Raw genomic sequence first — 23,876 nt, 5'->3', positions numbered from 1 at the left:
CCTCACTTGGCGGCCTTTTCCTTCGCTTTCTCCCTCCGGATCCGGGCGACTTCCTCATCATCCAGATATCGGTAGGTCACGGCTGTGGCATCGAATTTCAGGTTACCCTCCTTCTGAGCCTCAATGGCAATGTCGTTGAGGGTCACGATGCGGGGCATCTGGGCCACGTCGCTGACAAATTCACCGAGGTCGTGGTAACTGCCTGTCACACGCACGGCAATGGGCAACTCGGCGTAGAAATCCTTGGAGCCTTCGGCACCCGGTTTGAACAACTCGAACTGAAGCCCCCGCCCCAAGCCTGCCTGGTTGATGTCGGCGAGCAGGGACTCTATTTCGGAGCGATTGGGCAGTTGCTTCAGGAGGGCACCAAACTGCCGGTCAATCTCGCTGAGCTGACGGCGGTACTCGGCCAGGTTGACCGCCTGACGTTTTTTGCTCAACCAGTCTTCCTTGAGAGTCTGCTCTTCCCGCTCCCGTGTCTCCAGCATGGTTAACTGGTCACTCCAGTCGAACCACCAGCCGCCAACGACGATGGCCAAGAACAGGGCGAAAAGGGTCGCCACCCGCGGCAGCAGAGGCCATTGCCCGGGATCATTGGGATCAAGCCCTCTGAAATCCCGCTGTAAAGACTGCAGATCGAGGGTGCGCAGATTGTTCAACGAGTCCTTGAGGCCCATTACGGCTTCCCTTTCGAGCCCAGGGCGCTCTTGCTGCCAAGCACGTCGGCGTCCGGAGACTTGGCGCGCTCGATGTTGACGTTGAGGCTGAACTCACTGACCCGGCGGGTATTGAGCACCGCCGCCTTGACCTCGACAAGGTCAGCCCGCTCCAGGTGGGGAGACGCGTCGAGGTTACGCATCAGATTCGATACCCGCGCATTGGACTGGGCAAAGCCGACAAGATTGATTTTCGAGCCCGTCTGCTTGAGGGACTTGAGATAGATGCCTTCGGGCATCTGCCGGGCCAGTTCATTGAAGATCTGCACGGTTTCCGTCCGGTTGGTCTGCAGCGACTCGATGACCTGCTTGCGTGACAGCAAGGCTTCGGCCTGTTCGCGCAGCCCCTTGATCTCGACGATCTCCTTGTCGAGAACGGCAATCTCGTTTTTCAGGAAGGCGTTCTTGGCCTCCTGCCCTTCAACATAGCCGGAGATGATGGTGTGCCCGACGAACCACACGACCAGTCCAGCCAGGGCAGAAACAGCGGCCAGCAGCACGAACTGCTGGCGACGAGCCTTGCGTTTTTCCTCCCGGTGGGGGAGCAGGTTGATGCGAATCACGAATCAAACCTCCGCAGAGCGAGGCCGCAAGCCACGAGGAGGGCAGGTGCATCTGCCGACAGACTCTTGGGACGGATCTTGCCGCCAAGGCTCATTCCGGCAAACGGATTGGCAATGTGGGTATCGACCTGGGTACGGCCCGACACGGTCTCAGCGAGCCCCGGAATGACCGCACAGCCACCGGCGAGAACGATGTGGTCCACCTGATTGAACTGGGTCGAGGTGAAGAAGAATTGGAGGGCACGCGACACTTCCAGCGCCAGGGCGTCCATGAAGGGCCGCAATAGGTCCGCTTCGTAGCTCTCGGGGAGCGAACCGGTACGCTTGCCGCTCTCGGCCTCCTCCAGGGACATACCGAAATGGCGCATGATGTCCTGGGTCAGGAGGAAACCACCGAAGGCCTGTTCCCGGGCATACACCTGTACCCCGTTGCGGAGCACGGATACGTTCATCACATTGGCCCCCGCATCCACCAGGGCAATGATCTTGTCCTGTCCGGCATCGGGCAGATCCGCCTGAACCAGCTCAAATGCGGATAGGGCGGCGTAGGACTCCACGTCCATCACCAGGGCCTTCAAACCGGCGGCCTCCGCCGCGGCCACCCGGTCTTCGACTTTTTCCTTGCGCGAAGCCGCAATCAGTACCTCGTCCTCGTCAGCACCCGATGCTGCGGGCCCCACCACCTGGAAGTCGAGATTGACCTCATCAAGGGCAAAGGGAATGTACTGATTTGCCTCGGACTCAACCTGAACCTCCAGCTCCTGATCGCGCAGGCCGGCAGGCAGAATGATCTTCTTGGTGATCACCGCAGATGCGGGCAACGCCAGGGCAACGAATTTCGTGTTGGTACCCAGCCTGCGCCAGCCCCGACGAATCGCCTCGGAAACCGCCTCCAGGTTGGCGATGTTACCGTCGGACACGGCGTCCCTGGGCAGGGCTTCGATGGCATAGCGCTCGACCCGGAATCCTCCCCCGGAGACGGCGGCCAACTCGACCATCTTGACCGACGACGACGATATGTCGACACCGATCAGGGGGCGCGCCCCAGGGCTGAGAAAGGATAGGTCGATCACAAAAAGTCCTGAAAATTCTTTACGTTAGGCGCAATTACAACAATCTACTTCAAATCCTAACAACAACCATGACGGGTGTAAAGCAAGTGCCGGTAAAACACCCATTCATGCAACGGGCGTCAAAACGCCCTCGGCTCGTATAATGCGGAACTTCTATCCGCTTCCTGCCACCGACATGCGCTGGGTACTCTACCCTTTCATTGCCCTCCTCGGCCTGATTGCCATAGGCGTTGCGGTCCTTGCCCTCGCCGTGGCGTTCGCCTGGCCCACCCTGCCATCGCTGGAAGCCCTCACCGACTACCACCCCAAGATCCCCCTGAGGGTTTATACAGCGGATGGCGAACTGATCGGCGAATACGGCGAGGAGCGCCGAGCCTTCATCCGCATCCAGGATGTCCCCCCGGTCCTCAAGCATGCCATCCTGGCGGCCGAGGATGACCGCTTCTATCAGCATCCCGGCGTCGACTTTGCAGGCATCCTGAGAGCGGCTGGCGCCAATCTGGCCACCGGCAGCAAGCGCCAGGGCTCATCGACGATCACCATGCAGGTGGCACGCAATTTCTTCCTGACCCGGGAGAAGACCTATTCCCGCAAACTTTACGAAGTCCTCCTGGCCTTCAAGATCGAACAGAACCTCACCAAGGACCAGATCCTCGAGGTCTATATCAACCAGATTTTCCTGGGAAGACGCGCCTACGGCTTCGCTGTGGCCTCGCATACCTATTTCGGCAAATCCATCCGGGATCTGAACGTCCCCGAAGCCGCGATGCTTGCCGGCCTGCCCAAAGCACCCTCCGCCTACAACCCTGTGGTCAACCCCAAGCGCGCCGCCCAGCGCCAGCAGTATGTACTGCGCCGCATGGCCGAACTCGGCTTCATCAGCGAAGCTGAGCACCGCCAGGCCGTCGAGACCCCACTCAAGGTGGTCAGCAGCTCGGCGGATCTCGGTGGCAGCGCCGACTACATTGCCGAAATGGCAAGGCAGATCGCCTACGAGCAATACCGCGATGAGGCCTACACCAAGGGCATCAAGGTCATCACCACCATCGTCAGGGCAGAGCAGGAAGCCGCCTACAAGGCATTGCGCCGCGGCATCCTCGACTATGACCGGCGCCACGGTTACCGCGGCGCCGAGAGTTACGCCGACCCAAGCCGGCTGAACACCCAGCACGCGGAATCCATGGACGAGATTCTGGCAGAGACCGCCGATTATGACGACATGTTGGCCGCCATCGTCACCCAGGCGGGCGGCGGTTCGGTGACGGTCTATCGCTACGGGGAGTCGATCCGGATCAGTGGCGATGGCCTGCGCTTCGCGTCCAGCATGCTGGGCGAGAAAGCGCCGCCCAACAAGCGCATCCGCCCCGGCGCCATCGTCCGCATCAGCCGGAGTGAGAATCGCTGGGAGATCACCCAGCTACCCGAGGTGGAGGGTGCGCTCGTGGCTGCCGACCCCCGGACCGGCGCTGTGCGGGCGCTGGCCGGCGGCTTCGACTTCAACCGCAACAAATTCAACCATGCCACCCAGGCATGGCGGCAACCCGGCTCGAGCTTCAAGCCCTTCATCTACTCGGCAGCCTTCGAGAAGGGCTATGGCCCGAACAGCGTGGTGGATGACTCCCCGCTGTCCTTCCCGGCTGGAGAGACCGGCAGTCAATCCTGGGAGCCCAAGAACTACGACGGACGCTATGATGGCCCCATCTCGATCCGCTCGGCCCTGGCCCGCTCCAAGAACATGGTGTCGATCCGCCTGCTCAAATCGATCGGCCCCCGCTACGCCCAGGACTACATCACCAAATTCGGCTTTGATGCGGAGCGCCACCCCCCTTACCTGACCATGGCTCTGGGCGCCGGCTCGGTGACTCCGTGGCAGATGTTGCGCGGCTATTCCGTCTTCGCCAACGGCGGCTACCGGGTGGAACCGTTCCTGGTCAAGGAGATACGGGACGAGGCGGGCAACGTGCTCGCCCGCGTAGATCCGCCAATCGCCGGCGAAACCGCCGAGCGGGTCATTGATGAACGCAACGCCTACCTCATGGATTCGATCATGAAGGACGTCGTGCGCCGGGGCACGGCAACGAAAGCGTTAGTACTCAAGCGTGGCGACCTGGCCGGCAAGACCGGCACCACCAACGAATATGTGGACGCATGGTTCTGCGGCTATCAACCCACCGTCGCCGCCGTCGCCTGGATCGGCTTCGACCAGCCGCGCAAGCTCGGCAATGGCGAGACGGGGGGTGCTGCGGCCCTGCCCATGTGGATCAACTACATGCGCAAGGCCCTCGATGGCATCCCGGAAACCTATCCGCAAGCACCCAAGGGCCTGATCCGCATTCAGCCTGCAGGCAGCCCCGGCGAGGAAATGATCTACCAGGAGAACCTCCCCGCGGCGCCGCCAGTCGTTCCGCCCGAACCCGCAGGTACGCCCACCGAGGAGGCACCCAGCCAGCCAGCGGCAAGCGCCCACTGAGTGCCTTTGAATTGATCTGACGCGTTGCCCGATTTCTTCACAAGCGCAGAATCCCGCGGGGGCCGATCAGCCCGCCAGACTGATCGCCTCTCCCGCCTGCTCGGACATGCAACGGGACAGCACGGCGTAGAAATCGGCGCCGTCGCGGGTCCCCACCCAGCGGCCCTCAGCGGGCCGGAAATGGAACCCACCCGACTTGGCCGCCAGCCAGATCTCCCGGGCTGCCGAGTGCCGATTCACGATGATCTTGCTGCCGTTCTCGAACTCTATCTCGACGATCCCGCCGGGCTTGACCTCATAGTCGATCTCCGCCGTGCAGGCATCCAGAAGGCGCTCCAGGCGGTCCAGTTCGGCTTCCGCCAAGGCATTGAAGTCTGCTTCATCCATCGTCTGATCCCTTGTTCTGTTAACATTCCCGTTTTTGCGCGGAACCCATGCGAACCTTCGCCATCGCCGCCGCGGCCTGCGGCTCACTCCTGCTGACCGCCTGTGGCATCAAGGGCCCGCTGCACTATCCGCAGATTCCCAAGCCAGCAGCCAAGGCCGCCACACCCGCCGACACCACGCCGACGCCCAGCCGGGCGCCTGGCATGGATCATAACAAACCCGTCTCCCAGGACCCCGCCCAATGACGACCGCCCTGCCCGTGCCGACGCTCAACGTCGGCCCCGCCGGCCTGACCCTCGAAGGGGTTGCCCTCGCCGATATCGCCGAGCGTTTCGGCACGCCCACTTACGTATACTCCCGCGCCGCCCTCACCGCCGCCTACGAGGCCTATCAGCAGGCCCTTGGTCAGCGTAAGGCGCTGGTCTGCTACGCGGTCAAGGCCAATTCGAGCCTCGGCATCCTGTCGGTCTTTGCCCGACTTGGCGCCGGCTTCGACATCGTTTCAGGCGGCGAGCTGGCGCGGGTGCTGGCGGCCGGTGGTGACGCCGGCAAAGTGATCTTTTCCGGCGTCGGCAAGACCCGCGACGAGATGCGCTACGCCCTCGAAGCGGGTATCGGCTGTTTCAACGTGGAGTCGGCAGCCGAACTCGACCGCCTCAACGAAGTCGCCGCCAGCATGGGCAAGCGTGCGCCGATTGCCTTCCGGGTGAACCCGGACGTCAATCCCAACACCCACCCCTACATCTCCACCGGCCTGCGCAGCAACAAGTTCGGCGTCGCGTTCACCGAAGCCCTGGACCTCTATCGCAAGGCGGCAACACTGCCCCACATCGAGATCAGCGGCATCGACTGCCACATCGGCTCCCAGCTTCTCGATCCCGCTCCGATGGCCGAGGCCACCGACAAGATCCTCGGCCTGGTGGACAAACTGGCCAGCGAAGGCGTCAAGCTCGACCACATCGACCTGGGCGGCGGCCTTGGCATCCGCTACCGCGACGAAGAGCCGCCCACCCCCACCGAGTATCTCAAGCCGCTGCTGGAGCGCTTTGCCGGCCGCGACGAAGCCCTGTGCTTCGAGCCGGGCCGCTCCCTGGTGGGCAACGCCGGCCTGCTGCTGACCCGCATCGAATACCTCAAGCCCGGCGTCGAGAAGAATTTCGCCATCATCGACGCGGCCATGAACGACCTGGCCCGGCCGGCGCTTTACGACGCCTACCACGAGATCGTCGCCGTTGCCCCCCGCAAGCTGCCCACAACTCGCTACGAAGTGGTCGGCCCGATCTGCGAGAGCGGCGACTTCCTCGGTCACGACCGGGACCTCGCCGTCGATACGGGTGACCTGCTGGCCATCCTCTCTGCCGGCGCCTACGGCATGACCATGAGCTCCAACTACAACACCCGCCCGCGAGCAGCCGAGGTGCTGGTGGACGGGGACACGGTGCATGTCATCCGCGAGCGGGAAACCCTCGAACACCTGCTCATGGGCGAGCGTCCGCTTCCCTGACAGCACCGACTCCTGCCACCCGCCCGATGGCCACGATCATGCGTTTCGCCCCCCGCGTCACCCTGCTCTTTGCCCTCGGGCTTGCCGGCTGCGGCAACAAACCCGAGCCGGCACCCGACAAACCCGCCGGCCCGCCGGCCACACTGGTCACGACGACCGTCGCCCGCAGCGCTGCCCTCGACATCACCGAGGACACCCTGGGGACGCTGGAGGCCCTGATCGACCCCAGCATCGGCGCCGAGGTGGCAGGCCGGGTCACCCGGGTGGTGGCCCATAGCGGGGACAAGGTCAGGCGCGGCCAGCTACTCGCAGAGCTGGACGCCTCCGACTTCACCATCCAGAGCCGGGTCGATGGTGCCGAGATTGCCCGGCTGGAAGCGCTGGTGGCCCAGGCCGAGCGCTTCGCCGAACGTCAGCAGGATCTCGTCGCCAAGGGCTTCATCTCGCGCAATGGCGCCGAGGACAGCCTGGCCCAGCGGGATGCCCTGCGCGCCCAGCTGGCCACTGCCCGGGCGCGGGAAAGTGCTTCCCGCAACGATCTCGGCCGCACCCGGGTCGTGGCGCCGGTGGATGGCGTCATCGAAACCCAGATCGTCTCCCCCGGCGACTATGTAAAGGTGGGCGATCCGCTCTTCCGCCTGATCTCCAACCGCATCCTGCGCGCCCACCTGCCCTACCCGGAGTCTGCGGCGGGTCGCATCCGTGCCGGCCAGCCGGTACGTCTGAGCCTGCCCCACCAACCGGGCAAGGTCATCGAGGGCACGGTGGAGGACGTGAAGCCCACCATCAATGACAGCAGCCGGGCACTGGATGTCCTCGTCCGGGTTACCAACGACGGCGGCCTGCTGTCGGGGGGCACCGTCAATGCCTCCATCGTCACCGGGCGCAAGGCCGCAGCGGTGATGGTCCCCGAACAGAGCGTGGTGTTGCGGCCGGCCGGCAAGGTGGTTTACGTGATTGCCGGGGGCAAGGCCGTTCAGCGGGTGGTTGAAGTGGGCGCCAAACGTGATGGCCGGGTAGAGATCGTCAAGGGCCTGGCCGATGGGGAAACGGTGGCAGAGGACGGCGCGGGCTTCCTGAGTGACGGCGCCGCCATCAACGTCAAGGCCGCCCCCGCCCGCAAGCCATGACCCTGCCCGAGCTTTCCATCAAGCGTCACGTCCTGGCGTGGATGATGAGCGCCGTGCTGGTGCTGGTCGGGGTGATCGGCTACCAGCGGATCGGCATGGACCGCTTTCCCTACATCGAATTTCCTGTCATCTCGATCACCACGGCGCTGAAGGGCGCCAACCCGGACATCGTCGATTCGAGCATCACCAACGTCATCGAATCGGCGGTCAACAGTGTGCCGGGCATCGAGCACGTGCAGTCCACCTCATCACCCGGCGTCTCGGTGGTCAACATCACCTTCGCCCTCGAAAAGAAGGTGGACGTGGCCTTCAACGAAGTCCAGTCCAAGGTCAATCAGGTACTTCGCCGTCTGCCCAAGGATGTGGACCCGCCGGTCATCGCCAAAGTCGAGACCAACGCCCAGCCCATCATGTGGCTGGCTCTGCAGGGCGACCGCACCCAGCAGCAACTCAACCAGTACGCCCTCAACGTACTCAAGAAACGCCTGGAGACCATCGACGGCGTGGGCGAGGTGCGCCTCGGTGGCCGCCGTGACCGCACCATCCGGGTCAACCTGCTGCCCGACCGCATGGCCGCCCATGCCATCACCGCCCAGGACATCAGCGACGCCTTTGCCCGGGAGCATGTGCAGCTCGCCGGCGGCTTCGTGGTCGGCCAGAAAACCGAAAGCCTGCTCAAGCTCGACCTGGAGTTCCATCAGGTCGGCGAGCTGCGGGGCCTCATCGTTGCCTGGCGCAACAAGGCACCCATCCGCCTGGGCGACGTGGCCGAGATCGAGGATGGCCTTACCGACAACCGCCAGTTGGCCCGCTTCAACGGCAAGACCACCGTGGGCCTGGGCATGGTGAAGATCGCCAACGCCAACACGGTGGCCATCACCGAACGCATCCTGGAACGTGTGGAACGGGAACTGCGCCCGGCCTTGCCGCCCGGCATGAGCCTGTCGGTGGTCTCCAATGACGCGGTCTTCATCCTCGAGATCGTGGACTCCCTCAAGGAGCACCTGATCGAGGGCACCCTGCTGGCCTCCCTGGTGGTGTGGATCTTCCTGCGCTCGGTGCGCTCCACCCTGATCATCGCCCTGGCCATCCCGGTGTCCCTGATGGGCGCCATCGCCGTCATCTACTTCGCCGGCTTCACCCTCAACTCCCTGACCATGCTGGCCCTGCTGCTGCTCATCGGGGTGGTGGTGGACGACGCCATCGTGGTGCTGGAGAACATCTTCCGGCACCGGGAAGAACTGGACCCGGACCCGGTATCGGCCGCCATCAACGGCAGCAACGAAGTGGTCTTTGCGGTCATGGCCGCCACCCTGTCGCTGGTATGCATCTTTGCGCCGGTGGCCTTCATCTCCGGGATCATCGGCCAGTTCTTCCGCAGCTTTGCCCTGGTGGTCACCTTTGGCGTGCTGGTTTCGCTGTTTGTGTCCCTCACCCTGACGCCCATGCTGTGCGCCCGCTACCTGCGGGTAGAGAAGCAGCACGGTCCGATCTACCGGGCTTTCGATCGCCTTTTCGCCGGCCTGGACGCGATCTACCTGCGCCTGCTGGAAGGCGCCCTCACCCATCGCCTGTGGGTGCTGCTGGCCACCCTGGCCGTGGTAGGCTCCAGCGCCTTCTTCTTCGCCCATGTGGGCAAGGCCTTCACCCCGGAGCAGGATGAGGGACGCTTCCTGGTGTCCCTGCGCACGCCCCTGGGCTCAAGCATCGACTACACCGACAGCAAGCTGCGCGAGGTGGAAGCCATCCTTGACCGGCACCCGGAGATCCGCTCCGAGTTTGCCCTGATCGGCCTCGGCACGGCGGGGCAGGTCAACCAGGGCACAGTGGTGGTGCGCATGGTTCCGCGGGAGGAGCGCAGCGTGAAGCAGCAGGACGTGATCCCACTGCTGCGCAAGGAATTCAGCCAGGTTGCCGGCGCCCGGGTCTTTGCCGCACCCTATCCCATGGTCCAGGGGCAGCGGGGCGAGCCACTGCAGTTCGTGCTGACCGGCGAGAACCTGCAGGAGCTCGGCCGTCATGCGGTGGCTCTGCAGCGCAAGTTGGCCACCATCCCCGGCATCGGCCGCATGGACACCGACCTGCAGCTCGACCTCCCTCAGCTGACCTTCGCGCCCGACCGACTGCGCATCGCCGACGCCGGCCTGAGTACCCAGGACGTGGCCCTGGCCATCAACATGCTCACCGGCGGGGTGGACATCGCCAAGTACAGCGACGAGCCCGGCGACGGCCAGCGCTACGACATTCGGGTGAAGGCCCGGGAAGGCAGCTTCACCCAGCCATCCGATCTATCGAAGATCTTCCTGCGCAACAAATCAGGCCAGCTGGTGCGCCTCGACAGCGTGGCCAGCTTCCGGGAAACCCTGGGGCCAGCTGTCGTCGGGCGATTCGACCTGCAATACGCCGCCACTTTCTATGCCTCCCCGACCCTGCCCCTGGGCGAGGCGGTGGAAGTGGTCAAGCGCAGCGCGGCAGAGCTGCTGCCCACGGGCTACCAGGTCAAGCTGATCGGCCAGGCCGAAGAATTCGGCAAGACCCAGAAGTACATGACTTTCACCTTTGCCCTGGCTCTGACCCTGCTCTACATGGTGCTGGCCAGCCAGTTCAACAGCTTCGTGCAGCCCTTCATCGTCATGCTGGCCCAACCCCTGGCCATCGTCGGCGGCGTGGCGGCCCTGTGGGCCACGGGCCACACCCTGAACATCTATTCGATGATCGGCCTGGTGCTGCTGATCGGCCTGGTGGCCAAAAATTCGATCCTGCTGGTGGATCTCACCAACCAGCGTCGCGATGAAGGCCTGCCCGTGGACGCCGCCCTGCGCAATGCCTGCCCGATCCGCATGCGTCCGGTGCTGATGACCTCGGCCACGGTGATCCTGGCCCTGGCCCCGGCAGCATTGGGCTTTGGCGCCGGCAACGAGACCAACCAGCCCCTCGCCATTGCAGTAATCGGCGGCATGGTCAGTTCGACCCTGCTGACCTTGGTGGTGGTGCCGGCGGTGTATTCGCTGGTGGAAGGCTGGCGCGAGCGACGCCGGAAGACGGTACCGGAGCCGACCCGGCCGTAGATCGGGGGCGTGGGGTGGGCCGCCCCAAGGCGTATCCGGCTATGCCGACGCCCCGGATACGACGCTGACGGAAGCCTTGCCGGCGGGCGTCTCCAGCCAGCGCAACAGGATGCGATAGGTATCCAGATCAAAGGCCCGGGCTGGCGGTGCCGCAATGAGCTCGGCCAGGGCGGATTCGTCCTCCACGGTCCCCAGCACACACCAGCCATCCAGCAGGTGGAAGGCTAGGCGGCCGGTCTCGGGATGCGCTTCACGGACCGTCACCGGGCCACCCCACGGCCAGCGCTTGAGACGCAGGCTCTCCAGTACTTTCAGCAGACGTTCGTCGTGTTCAGTCGGGCTTTCCTTGCCGGCGCACACGCCGGCACAGCGTTTGGCCAAGTACGCGAGGCACGGCCCCTCGCTCCAGGGCTCCGTGCCCAGACGCCTGGGGCACAGCCGGTAGAGGCTGGCGAATTCGCGCAGGGCAGCGTCCGCCTCCTTCTTGCTTCGAAACGCCCCGTACAGCGCGGGCCCGGCGAGGGGATCGGCACCATTCAGGCTCTCCCGCAACAACACCGGGCCGCGTTTGCGGGTCGGGTCGTAGCGGAGCCCGAACACGGCCTCCGCGTCCCACGGCTGGCGATTCTCGGCGGGCTTCAACTGGCGCAGCAGCCGTGCCTCGAGGAGCAGCGCACCCAGCTCACCCGCTGTCACATGCCAATCCACCCGCCGCACATTGCGGGCGATCTTGGCTTCCTTGCTGTTGCGGTGATCGGACGAGAAATGGCTCATCACCCGCGATCGCAGGCTGAGGCTGCGACCCACGTAGATCGGGAGATCGTTCTCACCATGAAAGACATAGACCCCCGGCCCCTCGGGGATGCCTTCGAGCACGCCCTCCGGCAGGCCTGCAGGCCGGCTGGGTGCCTTCATGGCCTTGCCGATGGCCATGTCGAGCACGTCCCGCTCGAACGTGCTGGAGACAATGCCGGCGAACTGATGCAGGGCTTCGGTATCCCCCATGGCCCGGTGCCGGGCCGAGCAGGTAAGGCCGTGACGGTCTATCAGCGCATCCAGCCCGTGCTTGTGATGCTGGGGGTAAAGGGCGCGGGAAAGCTTGACCGTGCACAGCACCGGGGCGTCGAAGCCTTCGCCGATGCGCTGGAATTCGTTCTTGATGAAACCGTAGTCGAAGCGGGCGTTATGGGCGACAAAGATGCAGTCGGCCAATAGCTGCCGAATCGGCCCGGCAAGCTCCGCAAAGGCGGGGGCACCGGCCACCATCTCATCGGTGATGCCCACCAGGCTCTGGATATTGCCCGGAATGGGGATGCCCGGATTGATCAGGCTGGACCAGCGCTCAACGAGTTCTCCATCCTCAACCCGCAGGACGGCAATCTCGGTGATGCGGTCCACCACCGGATTGGCTCCGGTGGTTTCGACGTCAATGAAGGCAAGCCGTGGTGCGAACAATCCGCCGCTTAAGCTTCAGTCGAGTAGGGGTAGGCCTTGGCCGGAATCTTGGCCTCAGCGTATTGCCGGGTAGTCTCGGCGTCCTGGGGCTTGTCCCACCAAAGGGCACGGCCCTTTTTCTGCTCCTCACGCTCTTCCGGATGCTTCTCCATCCATTCGCGCATGAACTTGGTGTGCTCGGATTCGTAACCTGCCATGTGTGATCTCCCTTTTTGCGGCGTGGATTCTAACAGTCTCAGTTGCCCTTCTGGTCGCCCTTGAGACGGTTGATGCGGACAACCTCCGGGATGTTGCGCATCCCGCGTATGACTTTGGCCAGATGCATACGGTGGGTCACCTGCAAGGTGACATAGATGGTCGAGTAAGCACCCTGATCCCCATCCGTGCTGACGTTCTGGATATTGCAATCCTGCTCCGAGATGGCGTTGGCCACCTTGGCCAGCACCCCGCGGACGTTCTGGGTGAGGAGCTTGAGGGGCACGTCGAAGAGGCGGTCGGACGAGGCCTCCCATTCCACATCGATCCAGCGATCCCGTTCACTGCGCAGCTTGCGGGCCTGGGGGCAGTCATGCATGTGAACCTCGAGCCCCTGCCCTTTACGGATAACGCCAACGATGGGATCGCCGGGGATGGGGCGACAGCAACGGGCCAGTTGCACCGCCACCCCCTCGGTGCCGCGGATCAGGATGGCACCCGCGGGTTTGGGCTTGACCACATCAGCACGACCCGACTCGACATCCTGGATCTCCGCCAGTCGCCTCGCCACAATGGCCGGCAAACGCCGCCCGAGGCCAATATCGGTCATCAGCTCACGGCGGTTGGGTAATGTGAACTCCTTGAGGAATCGATCCCAGGCAAACATGCTGACCTGACCGAGCGTCAGTCCGTGGGGCCGCAGAGCCTGGTTGAGCAGGCGCTCGCCCAGGGTCGAGGCCTCTTCCTGCTGGGCATTCTTGAGGAAATGCCGGATCTGGGCCCGCGCTTTGCCCGTGCGCACGTAGCTGAGCCAGGCGGGATTGGGGCTCGCATGGGCGGCGGTGATGATCTCGATCTGGTCGCCATTGTGGAGCTCGGTGCGCAAGGGCATCAGCTCACCATTGATGCGCCCGGCCACGCAGCGGTTACCCACGTCGGTATGCACGGCATAGGCAAAGTCCACCACGGTGGCGCCCCGCGGCAAGGCAAAGATCTTGCCCTTGGGGGTGAAGGCGTAGACCTCGCCCGGAAAGAGATCAATCTTGACGTGCTCGAGGAACTCGCTGGAGTCGCCCGAGGTGGACTGGAGCTCAAGCAGCGATTGCAACCAACTATGGGTTTTGTGCTGAAGCTCGGTGAGGGTCTTCTCGTCTTCCTTGTACAGCCAGTGCGACGCCACGCCACTCTCAGCGATGTGGTTCATCTGGTGGGTACGGATCTGCACCTCGACCGGCGTGCCGAAGGGCCCGATGAGCGTGGTGTGCAGGGACTGGTAGCCATTGGCCTTGGGAATGGCGATGTAGTCCTTGAACTTGCCCGGCACCGGCTTGTAAAGGGCATGCAGTGCGCCGAGCGCCCGGTAGCAGGTCGGGACATCCGGAACGATGACGCGAAAACCGTAGATATCCAGCACCTGGGAGAAGCTCAGGCGCTTCTCCGCCATCTTGCGATAGATGCTGTAAAGGTGCTTCTCCCGACCCCGCACCTCAGCCTGGATATCCCACTGGGGAAGACGCTCCTCGATGGCAACGAGAATCTTGCCCACCACTTCCCGGCGGTTGCCCCGGGCCGCCAGGATGGCCTTGGAGAGCACGCCGAAACGCATGGGATAGCGGTGCCGGAAGGCCAGCTCCTGGAGCTCACGGTACAGGCTGTTGAGCCCTAGCCGGTTAGCAATGGGGGCGTGGATCTCCTGGGTTTCCCGGGCGATGCGACGGCGCTTGTCGGGGCGCATGTGGTCAAGCGTCCGCATGTTGTGCAGACGGTCGGCCAGCTTGATGAGGATCACCCGCAGGTCGCTGGCCATGGCCAGCAGCATCTTGCGAAAGTTCTCGGCCTGGGCTTCTTCTTGAGACTGGAACTCGATCTTGTCGAGCTTGGAGACCCCGTCGACAAGCTCCGCCGTGGTTCGTCCGAAGCGCTCGGAGATCTCGGCCTTGGTGATGTGGGTGTCCTCCATCACATCATGGAGGAGGGCCGCACACAGGGCCTGGGCATCCAGATGCCAGCCGGCGAGGATCTCGGCGACGGCAACCGGGTGGGAGATGTAGGGTTCGCCGCTCTTGCGCACTTGCCCTTGATGGGCGTCGGCGGAGAAATGGTAAGCGGCTTCGATGCGACCCACGTCCTCAGGACGGAGGTAGGCCGCAACCTGCGCCCTCAGTCGCCCAAAGTCGAGGGGCAGGACGCAGGAGGGAGGAGGCTGGAAAACGCCGCTGCCGCTGACTGGGATCGGAGCGGCGGATTCCATGGCATCACTCTCTCGGGAGAGGCGCTCAGGCCTGACCGCGATTGAGGACTTCGGCCCCGACCTTGCCGGCAGCAATTTCACGCAGGGCGATCACGGTGGGCTTGTCCTTGTCGTGGCGGTCCAGGTCCACCTGGGGGGTGGCGCCGGCCGTCAGCTGACGGGCACGGTAGGTGGCCGCCAGGGTAAGCTGGAAGCGGTTGGGGATTCTTTTCAGACAATCATCAACAGTAACGCGGGCCATATCAATCCTGTTCCAGGTAATGGAAAAACTCCGGCTTGCGTGCCTCCTGGTTGGCGTAGCGAAGCCGTGACGCCCGCACCACCGCTACCAAGTCTTCCAGTGCGGTGGGCAAGTCTTCATTGATTATAACGTAGTCGAACTCGGCCACATGGCGCATCTCGCCCCGGGCACCCAGCACCCGGCGTGCAATCACCTCCTCGGCATCCGTACCCCGACCACGCAGGCGACGCTCAAGCTCCTCCAGTGACGGGGGCAGGATGAACACACCCACCGCCTTCGGAAAGACCTTGCGCACCTGCTGCGCACCCTGCCAGTCAATCTCCAGCAGGATATCGTGGCCGGCAGCGATCTGCGTCTCGAGCCAGGCACGGGAGGTCCCGTAATAATTGCTGTGGACCTCGGCCCACTCAAGGAATTCACCCTTATCGCGCAGGGCGCGGAAAGTGGGCACATCGACAAAGTGATAGTGCGTGCCATCCACCTCGCCAGCGCGCGGCGCACGGGTCGCGTAGGACACCGAGAGCTTCACCAGGGGATCCCTGGCCAGCAGGCCGCTGACCAGGGTGGTCTTGCCGGCGCCAGAGGGCGCAGTGACAATGAACAGCGTACCGGGCATGGGCCTTTTCCTACTCAATGTTCTGAACCTGCTCGCGCATCTGCTCGATGGCCAGCTTGACTTCGACGGCAATGGCGGTCATGTCCGCAGCCATGGCCTTGGAGCCCAGGGTGTTGGCTTCGCGATTGAGTTCCTGCATCAGGAAGTCCAGCCGCTTGCCGGCGGACCCACCGACCTTCAGGATGCGTTCCACCTCGTCCAGGTGCGTGGACAGGCGCGACAGCTCCTCGGCCACATCAACGCGCTGGGCAAACAGCCCGACCTCAAGACGGATGCGATCATCGTCAAGGGTTGCAGCGGCATCCCGGAGCCGGGTGGCGAGCTTCTCCTGATACTCGGCAACAAGTGCCGGAACGCGGGGCTGCACGGTCGCCACAAGCTGACGCATGTGGGCGATGCGGCCACGAATCATCTCGGCCAGCTTCGCGCCTTCGCGCTGGCGGGTGGCCACGAGTTCATCCAGGGCAATCGAGATCGTCGCCGCAATTTCCGGCTGCATGGCCTCAAAGGTGACGCTGTCATCCGCCAGCACCCCCGGCCAGCGCAGCACTTCGACAACCGACAGGGGCGCAGCCTGTGGCAGCTCCGCCTGAATGGCCGCCTGGGCGGCCTTTAGCTGCCCCAACAGCATGCCGTTGATCGAAATGTCGCGCGCTGCGTTATCCTTCGCCTGCAGGTTGAAGCGGCATTCCACCTTCCCCCGGCTGAGCTTTGCGGTGATCGCTTCACGCAGCATGGGTTCCGCCTGACGGAGATCATCATTGATCCGGAAGGCAAGATCGAGATAGCGGGAATTGACGCTCCGCAGTTCGAGATGCAACGCGACGCGGCCCAGGTCGCGGGTCTGGACGGCATAGCCAGTCATGCTGTGAATCATCTTTTTTCCCAAGATAGAGCGGCAATCCCCAGCTAAACTAACGAGCTGGATTGCCACCAAAAGACGAAGTGTAGCGCCCCGCCTGATGGCCACTCAACAGAACTGCGCCCTCCCGTCCGGATTTCAGCTCGACCACTACCGGGTCGAGCGGCAGCTTTCGCTGGGTGGCTTCTCTATCGTCTATCTGGCCTACGATCAGGACGGCACCCCTGTCGCGATCAAGGAATACCTGCCCAACTCCCTGGCCCTACGGGCTGAAGGTGAGGTCACGCCCCATGTCACGGAAGCCCACCAGGGCGCCTTCCGCTACGGCATGAAGTGCTTCTTCGAAGAGGGTCGGGCGCTGGCCAAGCTGGTGCACCCCAATGTGGTACGGGTGCTCAACTTCTTCCGGGCCAACGGCACCGTCTACATGGTGATGCAGTTTGAACGAGGCCGGACACTCCACGACTATGCCCAGAAGAACAAGGGCAACGTCCGCGAACGCTTCATCCGTGGCGTATTCACCCGCATGCTCAATGGGCTTCGCGAGGTCCATGCCCACAAGCTGCTGCACCTGGACATCAAACCGTCGAATATCTATCTGCGGGCCGACGGCACACCGGTGCTGCTGGATTTCGGTGCAGCCAGGCAAACCCTGATGTCCGACACGCCGATCCTGAAGCCGATGTACACCCCGGGCTTCGCCTCCCCCGAACAATTCACCAACCGGGACGCCCTCGGCCCCTGGAGCGATATCTACAGCGTAGGCGCCAGCATGTATGCGTGTCTGGCCGGCAACTCGCCCCAGCGCTCGGACGAGCGGCTCAACAACGACACCGTTCAGCCCGCGACAAAACTATGGGCCGGGCAGTATTCCCATCATTTTCTGGCCACCATCGACTGGTGCCTGCAACTCGACCCACTGAAGCGGCCTCAAAGCTGCTTCGCACTGCAGAAAGTCCTCGCCCAGCGCCACCGCGAGGCGCCGCCCCCACAAAAGACCTGGCTCGAAGGGCTGGGCTCCCGACTAAAAACAATGATAGGCCGTACATGAGATTCACGATTTTCCAGGAAAGCCGGGTTGGCAAGCGGCGCACCAACCAGGATCGCGTCGCCTACTCCTACACCCGGGATGCACTGCTGCTGGTCCTCGCGGACGGCATGGGGGGACACCTTTACGGTGAGGTGGCGGCCCAGATCTCGGTCCAGTTCATTGCCCAATCCTTTCAGCAGGAAGCCCGGCCCAAAGTCACCGACCCGATCCTCTTCCTGTCGCGGGTGCTCAGCAACGCTCACCACGCCATCCTCGACTACGCCTTCGACAAGCACCTGGCCGACATTCCTCGCACCACCATCGTCGCCTGCCTGGTACAGGATGGCATTGCCCACTGGGCCCACGCGGGCGACTCCCGTCTCTACCTGATCCGCAGGGGCAAGCTGGCCGCCCAGACCCGCGACCACTCGCGGGTCCAGCTCATGCTCGACCAGGGTCTCCTTGATGCCGAGAGTGCCGCCATACACCCTGGCCGCAACCGCATCTTCAGCTGCCTGGGCGGCAGTCACCCGCCGCAGATCGAGTTTTCCCGGGGCACCCCACTCGCCAACGGAGATGTCATTGCCATCTGCTCGGATGGGGTCTGGGGCCCCCTCGATACTGACGCCCTGGTCCACACCCTCGCCGACGGCCGCGTCATGGATCGCGTCCCCCAGCTCATGAACGAAGCCGAGGCCCTCGGTGGTGCCCAGTGTGACAACATGTCCCTGATCGCCATGACCTGGCACGACGACCACCAGGAAGATACCCCCGACACGGTCTCCACCCGTACCATGCCCGCCGATGCCTTCACCACCCAGATGGAAGGCTTCGGACGCAACAAGCGCGACCAGGAGGATCTCAGCGAAGACGAGATCGAACGCGCCATCCGCGAAATCAACGCAGCGATACATAAATTCAAATGACCGACACCCCCTTCGCCCGCCCCAGTGGCCGCACGCCTGCCCAGCTTCGCCCCGTCCGCATTACCCGCGGCTTCACCCGCCATGCCGAAGGGTCGGTGCTCATCGAGTTCGGTGATACCCGCGTGCTGTGCACCGCCAGCGTCGAAGAATCCGTGCCCCCCTTCCTGCGTGGCAAGGGCCAGGGCTGGCTGACCGCCGAATACGGCATGCTGCCCCGCTCCACCCACACCCGCAGTGCCCGCGAGGCCGCCAAGGGCAAGCAGAGCGGCCGCACCCAGGAGATCCAGCGCCTGATCGGCCGCAGCCTGCGTGCCGTGGTGGACATGGCCGCCCTGGGCGAGCGCCAGATCACTATCGACTGTGACGTGCTGCAGGCCGACGGCGGCACCCGCACCGCCTCCATCACCGGTGCCTGCATTGCCGTTCATGAAGCCCTCGACGGCCTCGTCAAGGCCGGCAAGCTGCCCGCCAACCCGATGCGCGACTTCGTCGCCGCCATCTCGGTAGGCATCTACAAGGGCGTTCCCGTCCTCGATCTGGATTACCCGGAAGACTCCGACTGCGAAACCGACATGAACGTAGTGATGACCGGCTCGGGCGGCTTTGTCGAAGTCCAGGGCACTGCCGAAGGGGCACCCTTCTCCCGCACCGAACTGAACAGCCTGCTGGAACTGGCCGGCGCCGGCATTGCCGAACTCGTCGTGGAACAGAAGAAGGCCCTCGGCATTCCAGCCTGAGCGCCACGAAAGCGAGGCACCCCATGAAACAACTCGTCCTGGCCAGCGGCAACGCCGGCAAGCTCAAGGAACTCTCCGCCCTGCTCGCTCCCCTCGGCATCGAAGTGCTGCCCCAATCGGCCTTCAACGTCACCGAGGCCGAAGAGCCCCACCCCAGCTTTGTCGAGAACGCCATCGCCAAGGCCCGCCATGCCGCCCGCAGCACCGGACTGCCGGCACTGGCCGACGACTCCGGCCTGTGTGTCGAAGCCCTGGGTGGCGCACCGGGCGTGGTGTCGGCACGTTTCGCCGGCGAACCCAAGTCGGACGAACGCAACAACGCCCTGCTGCTTGAAAAGCTCGCCGGCCAGGCCGACCGCCGGGCGCGCTTCTACTGCGCCCTGGCCCTCGTCCGCCACGCTGACGACCCGCAACCCCTGATCGCCTGCGGCGAGTGGCACGGCGAGATCCTCGCCACCCCCCGCGGCACTGCCGGCTTTGGCTACGACCCACTCTTCCTCGTCAGCGAGCTTGAGCAGACCGCCGCCGAAATCCCCGCCGAGCTCAAGAACGTCCTGTCCCACCGGGGCAACGCCTTCCGGCAACTGCTCGACAAGCTGCGCGCCGAACCCATCTGATGAACCCCGGCGCCTGCAAGGGCGCTGCCACGCACCCCGTCCCGATGTCCGAAGCCCGCATCATCCCGATCACGCCCCGGGCCACTCCTCGCCCGTCTGCCACGGGCCAGTGGGAGTCCCGGCTCACCGCCTCGCCCCCGCTGGCGCTCTACGTGCACTTTCCCTGGTGCGTAAAGAAGTGCCCCTACTGCGACTTCAACTCCCATGGCGTTCGCGATGAAGGCATTCCCGAAGCCGCCTACATCGAAGCCCTGATCGCGGATCTGGAAGGGGCGCTGCCCCAGGTGTGGGGCCGGCGCGTACATAGCATCTTCATCGGTGGGGGCACCCCCAGCCTGATGAGCCCTGACGGGCTGGACACCCTGCTCACCGCCATCCGCATGCGCGTAATGCTCGACCCGATGGCCGAGATCACCCTTGAGGCCAATCCGGGCACCGTCGACGCGGGCCGCTTCCGGGCCTTCCGGCAGGCAGGCGTCAATCGGCTTTCCGTGGGCATCCAGAGCTTCAACGAAGGGCATCTCCAGGCTCTCGGGCGCATCCACGGCCGTGCCGATGCCATTGCCGCCGCCGAAGCGGCGCTCACCCATTTCGAGGCGGTCAACCTCGACCTGATGTATGCCCTGCCCGGCCAGAGCCTGGCCGAAGCGGAAGCCGATCTCGCCATGGCCATCACCCTGGCACCCCAGCACCTGTCCTGCTACCACCTGACCCTCGAACCGAACACCGCCTTCGCCGCCAACCCGCCGGTCATCCCGGACCCGGACGCCTCCGCCGACATGCAGGACCTGGTGGAAGCCCGGCTGGCCGCGGCCGGCTACGGCCACTACGAAACCTCCGCCTTTGCCCGCCCCAACCGGGAATGCCGGCACAACCTCAACTACTGGACCTTCGGTGACTACCTGGGGATCGGTGCCGGCGCCCACGGCAAGCTCTCATCCCACGAGGGCATCGTGCGGGAAACCCGCCCCAGGCACCCGTCGGCCTACCTGGCAGCACGGGAGTCAGGCGCCTTTGTCCAGGAACGGCGCACCATTGAGAGCGCCGAACTGCCCTTCGAATTCATGATGAACGCCCTTCGCCTCAATCAGGGCTTCCCGCGCCGCTTGTTTGCCGAACGCACCGGCCTGCCCTTCGAAGCGGCCGAAGCCGGATTGCTTAAAGCCACCCGGCAGGGGCTGATCGAAACCGATGGCGAGCGCCTGCGCCCGACAACGCAAGGGCGCCACTTCCTGAACGAACTGCTGATGCTCTTTCTGCCCGGCTGAGCCTCGACACGGGACCGACCTCCGTCGCCCCCGAGCATCTCCGCCTGCGGCATAATCCGTCGTGTTTCCGCCCGGCTTTTCCCATGCTCCCAGCGCCTGCCTCACCAGCCCTCCATCCCGATCCTGCGAGCCTAGGGCAGGTCTTCACCCCCGAACGCATTGTCCGGGCCATGCTGCGCCTTCGCCACAATGCCGGCCGCGTGCTTGAGCCTTCCTGCGGCGATGGCGCCTTCCTGCAGCACCTGCGCCACGCCGTGGGCATTGAACTGGACCCACGCCAGTGCCCTCCCGGCGGCCTCAACATGGATTTCTTCGCCTACCCGGAGAGCGAAAAATTTGACACGGTGATCGGCAACCCCCCCTACGTGCGCTATCAGGACGTCGCCCCGACCACCCGGGCCCTGCTGCGTCAGGACGGCTTTGACGGCCGCAGCAACCTGTACCTCTTCTTCATCGAAAAATGCGTGCATCACCTGGCCCCGGGGGGCGAACTGATCTTCATCACGCCCCGGGATTTCCTCAAATCGACCAGTTCCCGACGCCTCAACCGCTGGCTCCATGAACGGGGAACCATCACCCACGCCATCGAACTGGGCGACGCCCGCATCTTTGCTGATGCCCTGCCCAACTGTCTGATCTGGCGCTACGAGCTCGGCAACCTGTCCCATAACACTGCCTGGGCCCAAATTGGCCAGGGTGACGAAGTCGCTCACGCCCTGGATCACCCCCACTGGCAATACCGGCATTTTTCCGAATGCGCAGGCCACCTGCTGTTCAGCCGCGGTGAATACGCCCTCAGCCTGGCGGATGTGGCCACGGTGCGAGTCGGTGCCGTATCCGGCGCCGACGAGATCTACGTCAGCGACCGTGACGGCAACCGGGATTTCGTCAGCTCCGGCACTGTCGCCAGCGGCCAGACCCGCCGCATGATCTGGTGCGCCCCCGGTGAGCCTCCTCCCCCGGCCCTGCTCCCCCACCGCAAGCGTCTGCTGGCCCGACGCATCCGCAGCTTCGACGACTCCAACTGGTGGCAATGGGGCCGGGGCTATCCCCAAAGCAATGCGCCGCGGGTCTATGTAAACACCAAGACCCGCCGGTCCGAGCCCTTTTTCATTCATCCCTGCCTGAATTTCGACGGCGCCGTGCTGGGGGTCTTCCCACGCCGGACGGGTGCAGACCTGGCCGCCTTCCGCGATGCGCTGAACGCCGTTGACTGGGCCGATCTGGGCTTCATCTGCGACGGCCGCTATCTGTTCAGCCAGCGCAGCCTGGAGAACGCCCCCCTTCCGGCAAGCTTCAGCATCTTCCTGCCCACCGAGGATTGAGGACGCACCGTCAAGGGGCGTAAACAGTGGATGGTGTAACATCCCGCGAACAATCACGGGCCGCGCGGGTCCACGACGCACTCCCTTCCGTCGCCCCCCGACGCAACGCCCACCCGAGAACAGTTCGCGAGGTCCCATGGTTCCCCATCTCACCACCGCACTCACCGGCCCCCTGCTGGAGCTTGAGCGCCATTTCCTCGATAACGCCTGCGCCATTGAGCGCTGGATGCGCACCCAATGGCAGGAACATCTACCCCCTTTTTACGGCTCGACCGATCTGCGCAACTCAGGTTTCAAGCTCGCGCCGGTTGACCTCAACCTGTTCCCGGGTGGTTTCAACAATCTCAACGACGCCTTCATGCCCCTGTGCGTGCAGGCCGCCCAGGCCGCCATCGAGCGCATCTGCGCGGGTGCCGGCTCCATCCTCCTGATTCCCGAGAACCACACCCGCAACCAGTTCTACCTCCAGAACGTGGCCAAGCTGGTGTCCATCCTGCGTCTGACCGGGCTCGAAGTCCGTCTCGGCAGCCTGCTTCCCGAGATCACCGCGCCCACCGTGGTCGAACTCGCCAATGGCAGCAGCCTGACCCTCGAACCCCTGGAGCGCCACGGCAGCCGCCTCGGCCTGAAGGACTTCAACCCCTGTGCGGTGCTGCTCAACAACGACCTGTCCGCCGGCGTTCCCCGTGTCCTGGAGAATCTCCACGACCAGTGGGTCATCCCGCCGGTCCATGCCGGCTGGCACGCCCGGCGCAAGTCCAACCACGCCGCCGCCTACGACCGGGTGACTCAGGATTTCGGCAAGGCCATCGGTATCGACCCGTGGCGCATCAACCCGGCCTGGGACACCTGTGGTGGCCTGGATTTCCACGCCCGTGCGGGTGAGCAGGAGCTGGCTGACAAGGTCGCTGCGATGCTCGACAACATCCGCGCCAAGTACAAGGAGTATGAAGTCGCCGACGAGCCCTTCGTTGTGGTGAAGGCCGACGCCGGCACTTACGGCATGGGCGTGATGACGGTCAAGGATGCCGCCGAGCTGATCGGGCTGAACCGCAAGCAGCGCAACAAGATGAGCGTGGTGAAGGAAGGCCTGGAAGTACACGACGTGATCATCCAGGAGGGCGTGCACACCTTCGAGACGGTCAACAACGCCGTTGCGGAGCCGGTGGTCTACATGATGGATCACTACGTGGTCGGCGGCTTCTACCGGGTGCACACCCAGCGCGGCCGCGACGAGAACCTCAACGCCCCGGGCATGCACTTCGAGCCCCTGGCCTTCGAGGCCCCCTGCAGCCTGCCCGACTGCAACCAGGGGCCGGACGCCCCCCCCAACCGTTTCTACGCCTACGGTGTGGTGGCCCGGCTGGCCCTGCTCGCCGCAGCGGTCGAGATCGAGACCACCGAGCCCGCACCAGCCCTCGAAGAAGCCGCAGCCTGAGCCA

At 64.3% G+C, this 23,876-nt stretch carries 22 protein-coding genes; 12 read left to right on the top strand and 10 right to left on the bottom strand.

The window, feature by feature from the left end; genetic code table 11:
- Nucleotides 1-2 precede the first annotated feature (2 nt).
- Genes J0L98_RS03795 through J0L98_RS03785 form a run of 3 tightly spaced genes read right to left on the bottom strand, consistent with a single transcriptional unit; the run spans nt 3 to nt 2,352 of the window.
- Complete coding sequence (locus tag J0L98_RS03795) at nt 3-677, bottom strand: type 4a pilus biogenesis protein PilO (protein ID WP_296410180.1); 675 nt, start codon at nt 675-677, stop codon at nt 3-5.
- Nucleotides 677-1,279 (bottom strand): PilN domain-containing protein, encoded by a 603-nt coding sequence (locus J0L98_RS03790; protein WP_296410177.1) that lies wholly within the window; start codon nt 1,277-1,279, stop codon nt 677-679. The genes J0L98_RS03795 and J0L98_RS03790 overlap by 1 nt, the downstream gene beginning before the upstream one ends.
- Nucleotides 1,276-2,352: a pilus assembly protein PilM gene (locus J0L98_RS03785; RefSeq protein WP_296410175.1), complete on the bottom strand. Its 1,077-nt coding sequence runs from the start codon at nt 2,350-2,352 to the stop codon at nt 1,276-1,278. Before J0L98_RS03785 ends, J0L98_RS03790 begins: the two co-directional genes overlap by 4 nt.
- A gap of 175 nt (nt 2,353-2,527) precedes the next feature.
- Here J0L98_RS03785 and J0L98_RS03780 point away from each other — a divergent pair, with 175 nt between their 5' ends.
- Nucleotides 2,528-4,822, top strand: coding sequence for a penicillin-binding protein 1A (locus J0L98_RS03780; RefSeq protein WP_296410174.1), 2,295 nt, complete (start codon nt 2,528-2,530; stop codon nt 4,820-4,822).
- A 66-nt stretch (nt 4,823-4,888) separates the two neighbouring features.
- Here J0L98_RS03780 and cyaY read toward each other — a convergent pair whose 3' ends face one another.
- Nucleotides 4,889-5,209, bottom strand: a complete 321-nt coding sequence (gene cyaY, locus J0L98_RS03775) for an iron donor protein CyaY (RefSeq protein ID WP_296408231.1) — start codon at nt 5,207-5,209, stop codon at nt 4,889-4,891.
- A gap of 47 nt (nt 5,210-5,256) precedes the next feature.
- On the opposite strand from cyaY, the gene J0L98_RS03770 reads away from it, so the two are divergent.
- The 4 genes from J0L98_RS03770 to J0L98_RS03755 are packed head-to-tail and all read left to right on the top strand — an operon-like array spanning nt 5,257 to nt 10,911.
- Nucleotides 5,257-5,454: a lipoprotein gene (locus tag J0L98_RS03770; protein WP_296410173.1), complete on the top strand. Its 198-nt coding sequence runs from the start codon at nt 5,257-5,259 to the stop codon at nt 5,452-5,454.
- Nucleotides 5,451-6,713, top strand: coding sequence for a diaminopimelate decarboxylase (lysA, locus tag J0L98_RS03765; protein WP_296410172.1), 1,263 nt, complete (start codon nt 5,451-5,453; stop codon nt 6,711-6,713). The genes J0L98_RS03770 and lysA overlap by 4 nt, the downstream gene beginning before the upstream one ends.
- 38 nt (nt 6,714-6,751) lie before the next feature.
- Nucleotides 6,752-7,843, top strand: a complete 1,092-nt coding sequence (locus tag J0L98_RS03760; protein ID WP_296410170.1) for an efflux RND transporter periplasmic adaptor subunit — start codon at nt 6,752-6,754, stop codon at nt 7,841-7,843.
- A complete protein-coding gene (locus tag J0L98_RS03755; RefSeq protein ID WP_296410169.1) occupies nt 7,840-10,911 on the top strand; it encodes an efflux RND transporter permease subunit in 3,072 nt (1,023 codons plus the stop codon). The genes J0L98_RS03760 and J0L98_RS03755 overlap by 4 nt, the downstream gene beginning before the upstream one ends.
- 39 nt (nt 10,912-10,950) lie before the next feature.
- On the opposite strand, the gene J0L98_RS03750 is transcribed toward J0L98_RS03755, so the two are convergent.
- The 6 genes from J0L98_RS03750 to J0L98_RS03725 are packed head-to-tail and all read right to left on the bottom strand — an operon-like array spanning nt 10,951 to nt 16,546.
- Nucleotides 10,951-12,366: a 3'-5' exonuclease family protein gene (locus tag J0L98_RS03750; protein ID WP_296410168.1), complete on the bottom strand. Its 1,416-nt coding sequence runs from the start codon at nt 12,364-12,366 to the stop codon at nt 10,951-10,953.
- A gap of 8 nt (nt 12,367-12,374) precedes the next feature.
- On the bottom strand, nt 12,375-12,563 hold the full coding sequence (locus tag J0L98_RS03745) for a DUF3460 family protein (RefSeq protein WP_296408224.1): 189 nt from the start codon (nt 12,561-12,563) through the stop codon (nt 12,375-12,377).
- A gap of 38 nt (nt 12,564-12,601) precedes the next feature.
- Nucleotides 12,602-14,812, bottom strand: coding sequence for a bifunctional (p)ppGpp synthetase/guanosine-3',5'-bis(diphosphate) 3'-pyrophosphohydrolase (locus tag J0L98_RS03740; protein ID WP_296410167.1), 2,211 nt, complete (start codon nt 14,810-14,812; stop codon nt 12,602-12,604).
- A gap of 25 nt (nt 14,813-14,837) precedes the next feature.
- Nucleotides 14,838-15,053 (bottom strand): DNA-directed RNA polymerase subunit omega, encoded by a 216-nt coding sequence (gene rpoZ / locus J0L98_RS03735; RefSeq protein ID WP_169145968.1) that lies wholly within the window; start codon nt 15,051-15,053, stop codon nt 14,838-14,840.
- 1 nt (nt 15,054) lies between these two features.
- Entirely contained in the window at nt 15,055-15,669 is a 615-nt protein-coding gene (gene gmk, locus J0L98_RS03730; RefSeq protein ID WP_296408220.1) for a guanylate kinase, read from the bottom strand.
- 10 nt (nt 15,670-15,679) lie between these two features.
- Nucleotides 15,680-16,546, bottom strand: a complete 867-nt coding sequence (locus J0L98_RS03725; protein ID WP_296410165.1) for a YicC/YloC family endoribonuclease — start codon at nt 16,544-16,546, stop codon at nt 15,680-15,682.
- An 85-nt stretch (nt 16,547-16,631) separates the two neighbouring features.
- On the opposite strand from J0L98_RS03725, the gene J0L98_RS03720 reads away from it, so the two are divergent.
- From J0L98_RS03720 to gshA, 7 genes are all read left to right on the top strand, one after another.
- Nucleotides 16,632-17,582, top strand: coding sequence for a serine/threonine-protein kinase (locus tag J0L98_RS03720; RefSeq protein ID WP_296408152.1), 951 nt, complete (start codon nt 16,632-16,634; stop codon nt 17,580-17,582).
- Nucleotides 17,579-18,487 (top strand): PP2C family serine/threonine-protein phosphatase, encoded by a 909-nt coding sequence (locus tag J0L98_RS03715; RefSeq protein ID WP_296410164.1) that lies wholly within the window; start codon nt 17,579-17,581, stop codon nt 18,485-18,487. The genes J0L98_RS03720 and J0L98_RS03715 overlap by 4 nt, the downstream gene beginning before the upstream one ends.
- Nucleotides 18,484-19,224 carry a ribonuclease PH gene (rph, locus tag J0L98_RS03710; RefSeq protein ID WP_296410163.1) on the top strand — a complete coding sequence of 247 codons (741 nt, stop codon included), beginning with the start codon at nt 18,484-18,486 and terminating at the stop codon, nt 19,222-19,224. The genes J0L98_RS03715 and rph overlap by 4 nt, the downstream gene beginning before the upstream one ends.
- Nucleotides 19,225-19,247: 23 nt before the next feature.
- On the top strand, nt 19,248-19,841 hold the full coding sequence (rdgB, locus tag J0L98_RS03705; protein WP_296410162.1) for an RdgB/HAM1 family non-canonical purine NTP pyrophosphatase: 594 nt from the start codon (nt 19,248-19,250) through the stop codon (nt 19,839-19,841).
- 44 nt (nt 19,842-19,885) lie between these two features.
- Nucleotides 19,886-21,109 carry a radical SAM family heme chaperone HemW gene (gene hemW, locus J0L98_RS03700; RefSeq protein WP_296410161.1) on the top strand — a complete coding sequence of 408 codons (1,224 nt, stop codon included), beginning with the start codon at nt 19,886-19,888 and terminating at the stop codon, nt 21,107-21,109.
- A gap of 83 nt (nt 21,110-21,192) precedes the next feature.
- The gene (locus J0L98_RS03695) at nt 21,193-22,434 is read left to right on the top strand and encodes a class I SAM-dependent methyltransferase (RefSeq protein ID WP_296410160.1); all 1,242 of its coding nucleotides are present in this window, start codon (nt 21,193-21,195) and stop codon (nt 22,432-22,434) included.
- A gap of 136 nt (nt 22,435-22,570) precedes the next feature.
- The gene (gene gshA, locus J0L98_RS03690; RefSeq protein ID WP_296410158.1) at nt 22,571-23,872 is read left to right on the top strand and encodes a glutamate--cysteine ligase; all 1,302 of its coding nucleotides are present in this window, start codon (nt 22,571-22,573) and stop codon (nt 23,870-23,872) included.
- The last annotated feature ends 4 nt before the right edge of the window (nt 23,873-23,876 follow it).

Source organism: Zoogloea sp., assembly GCF_017302315.1.
In the GTDB taxonomy this organism is placed as follows: Bacteria; Pseudomonadota; Gammaproteobacteria; order Burkholderiales; family Rhodocyclaceae; genus Zoogloea.
The sequence above is the reverse complement of the archived record's forward strand: the minus strand, read 5'-3'. Positions and strand labels throughout refer to the sequence as shown.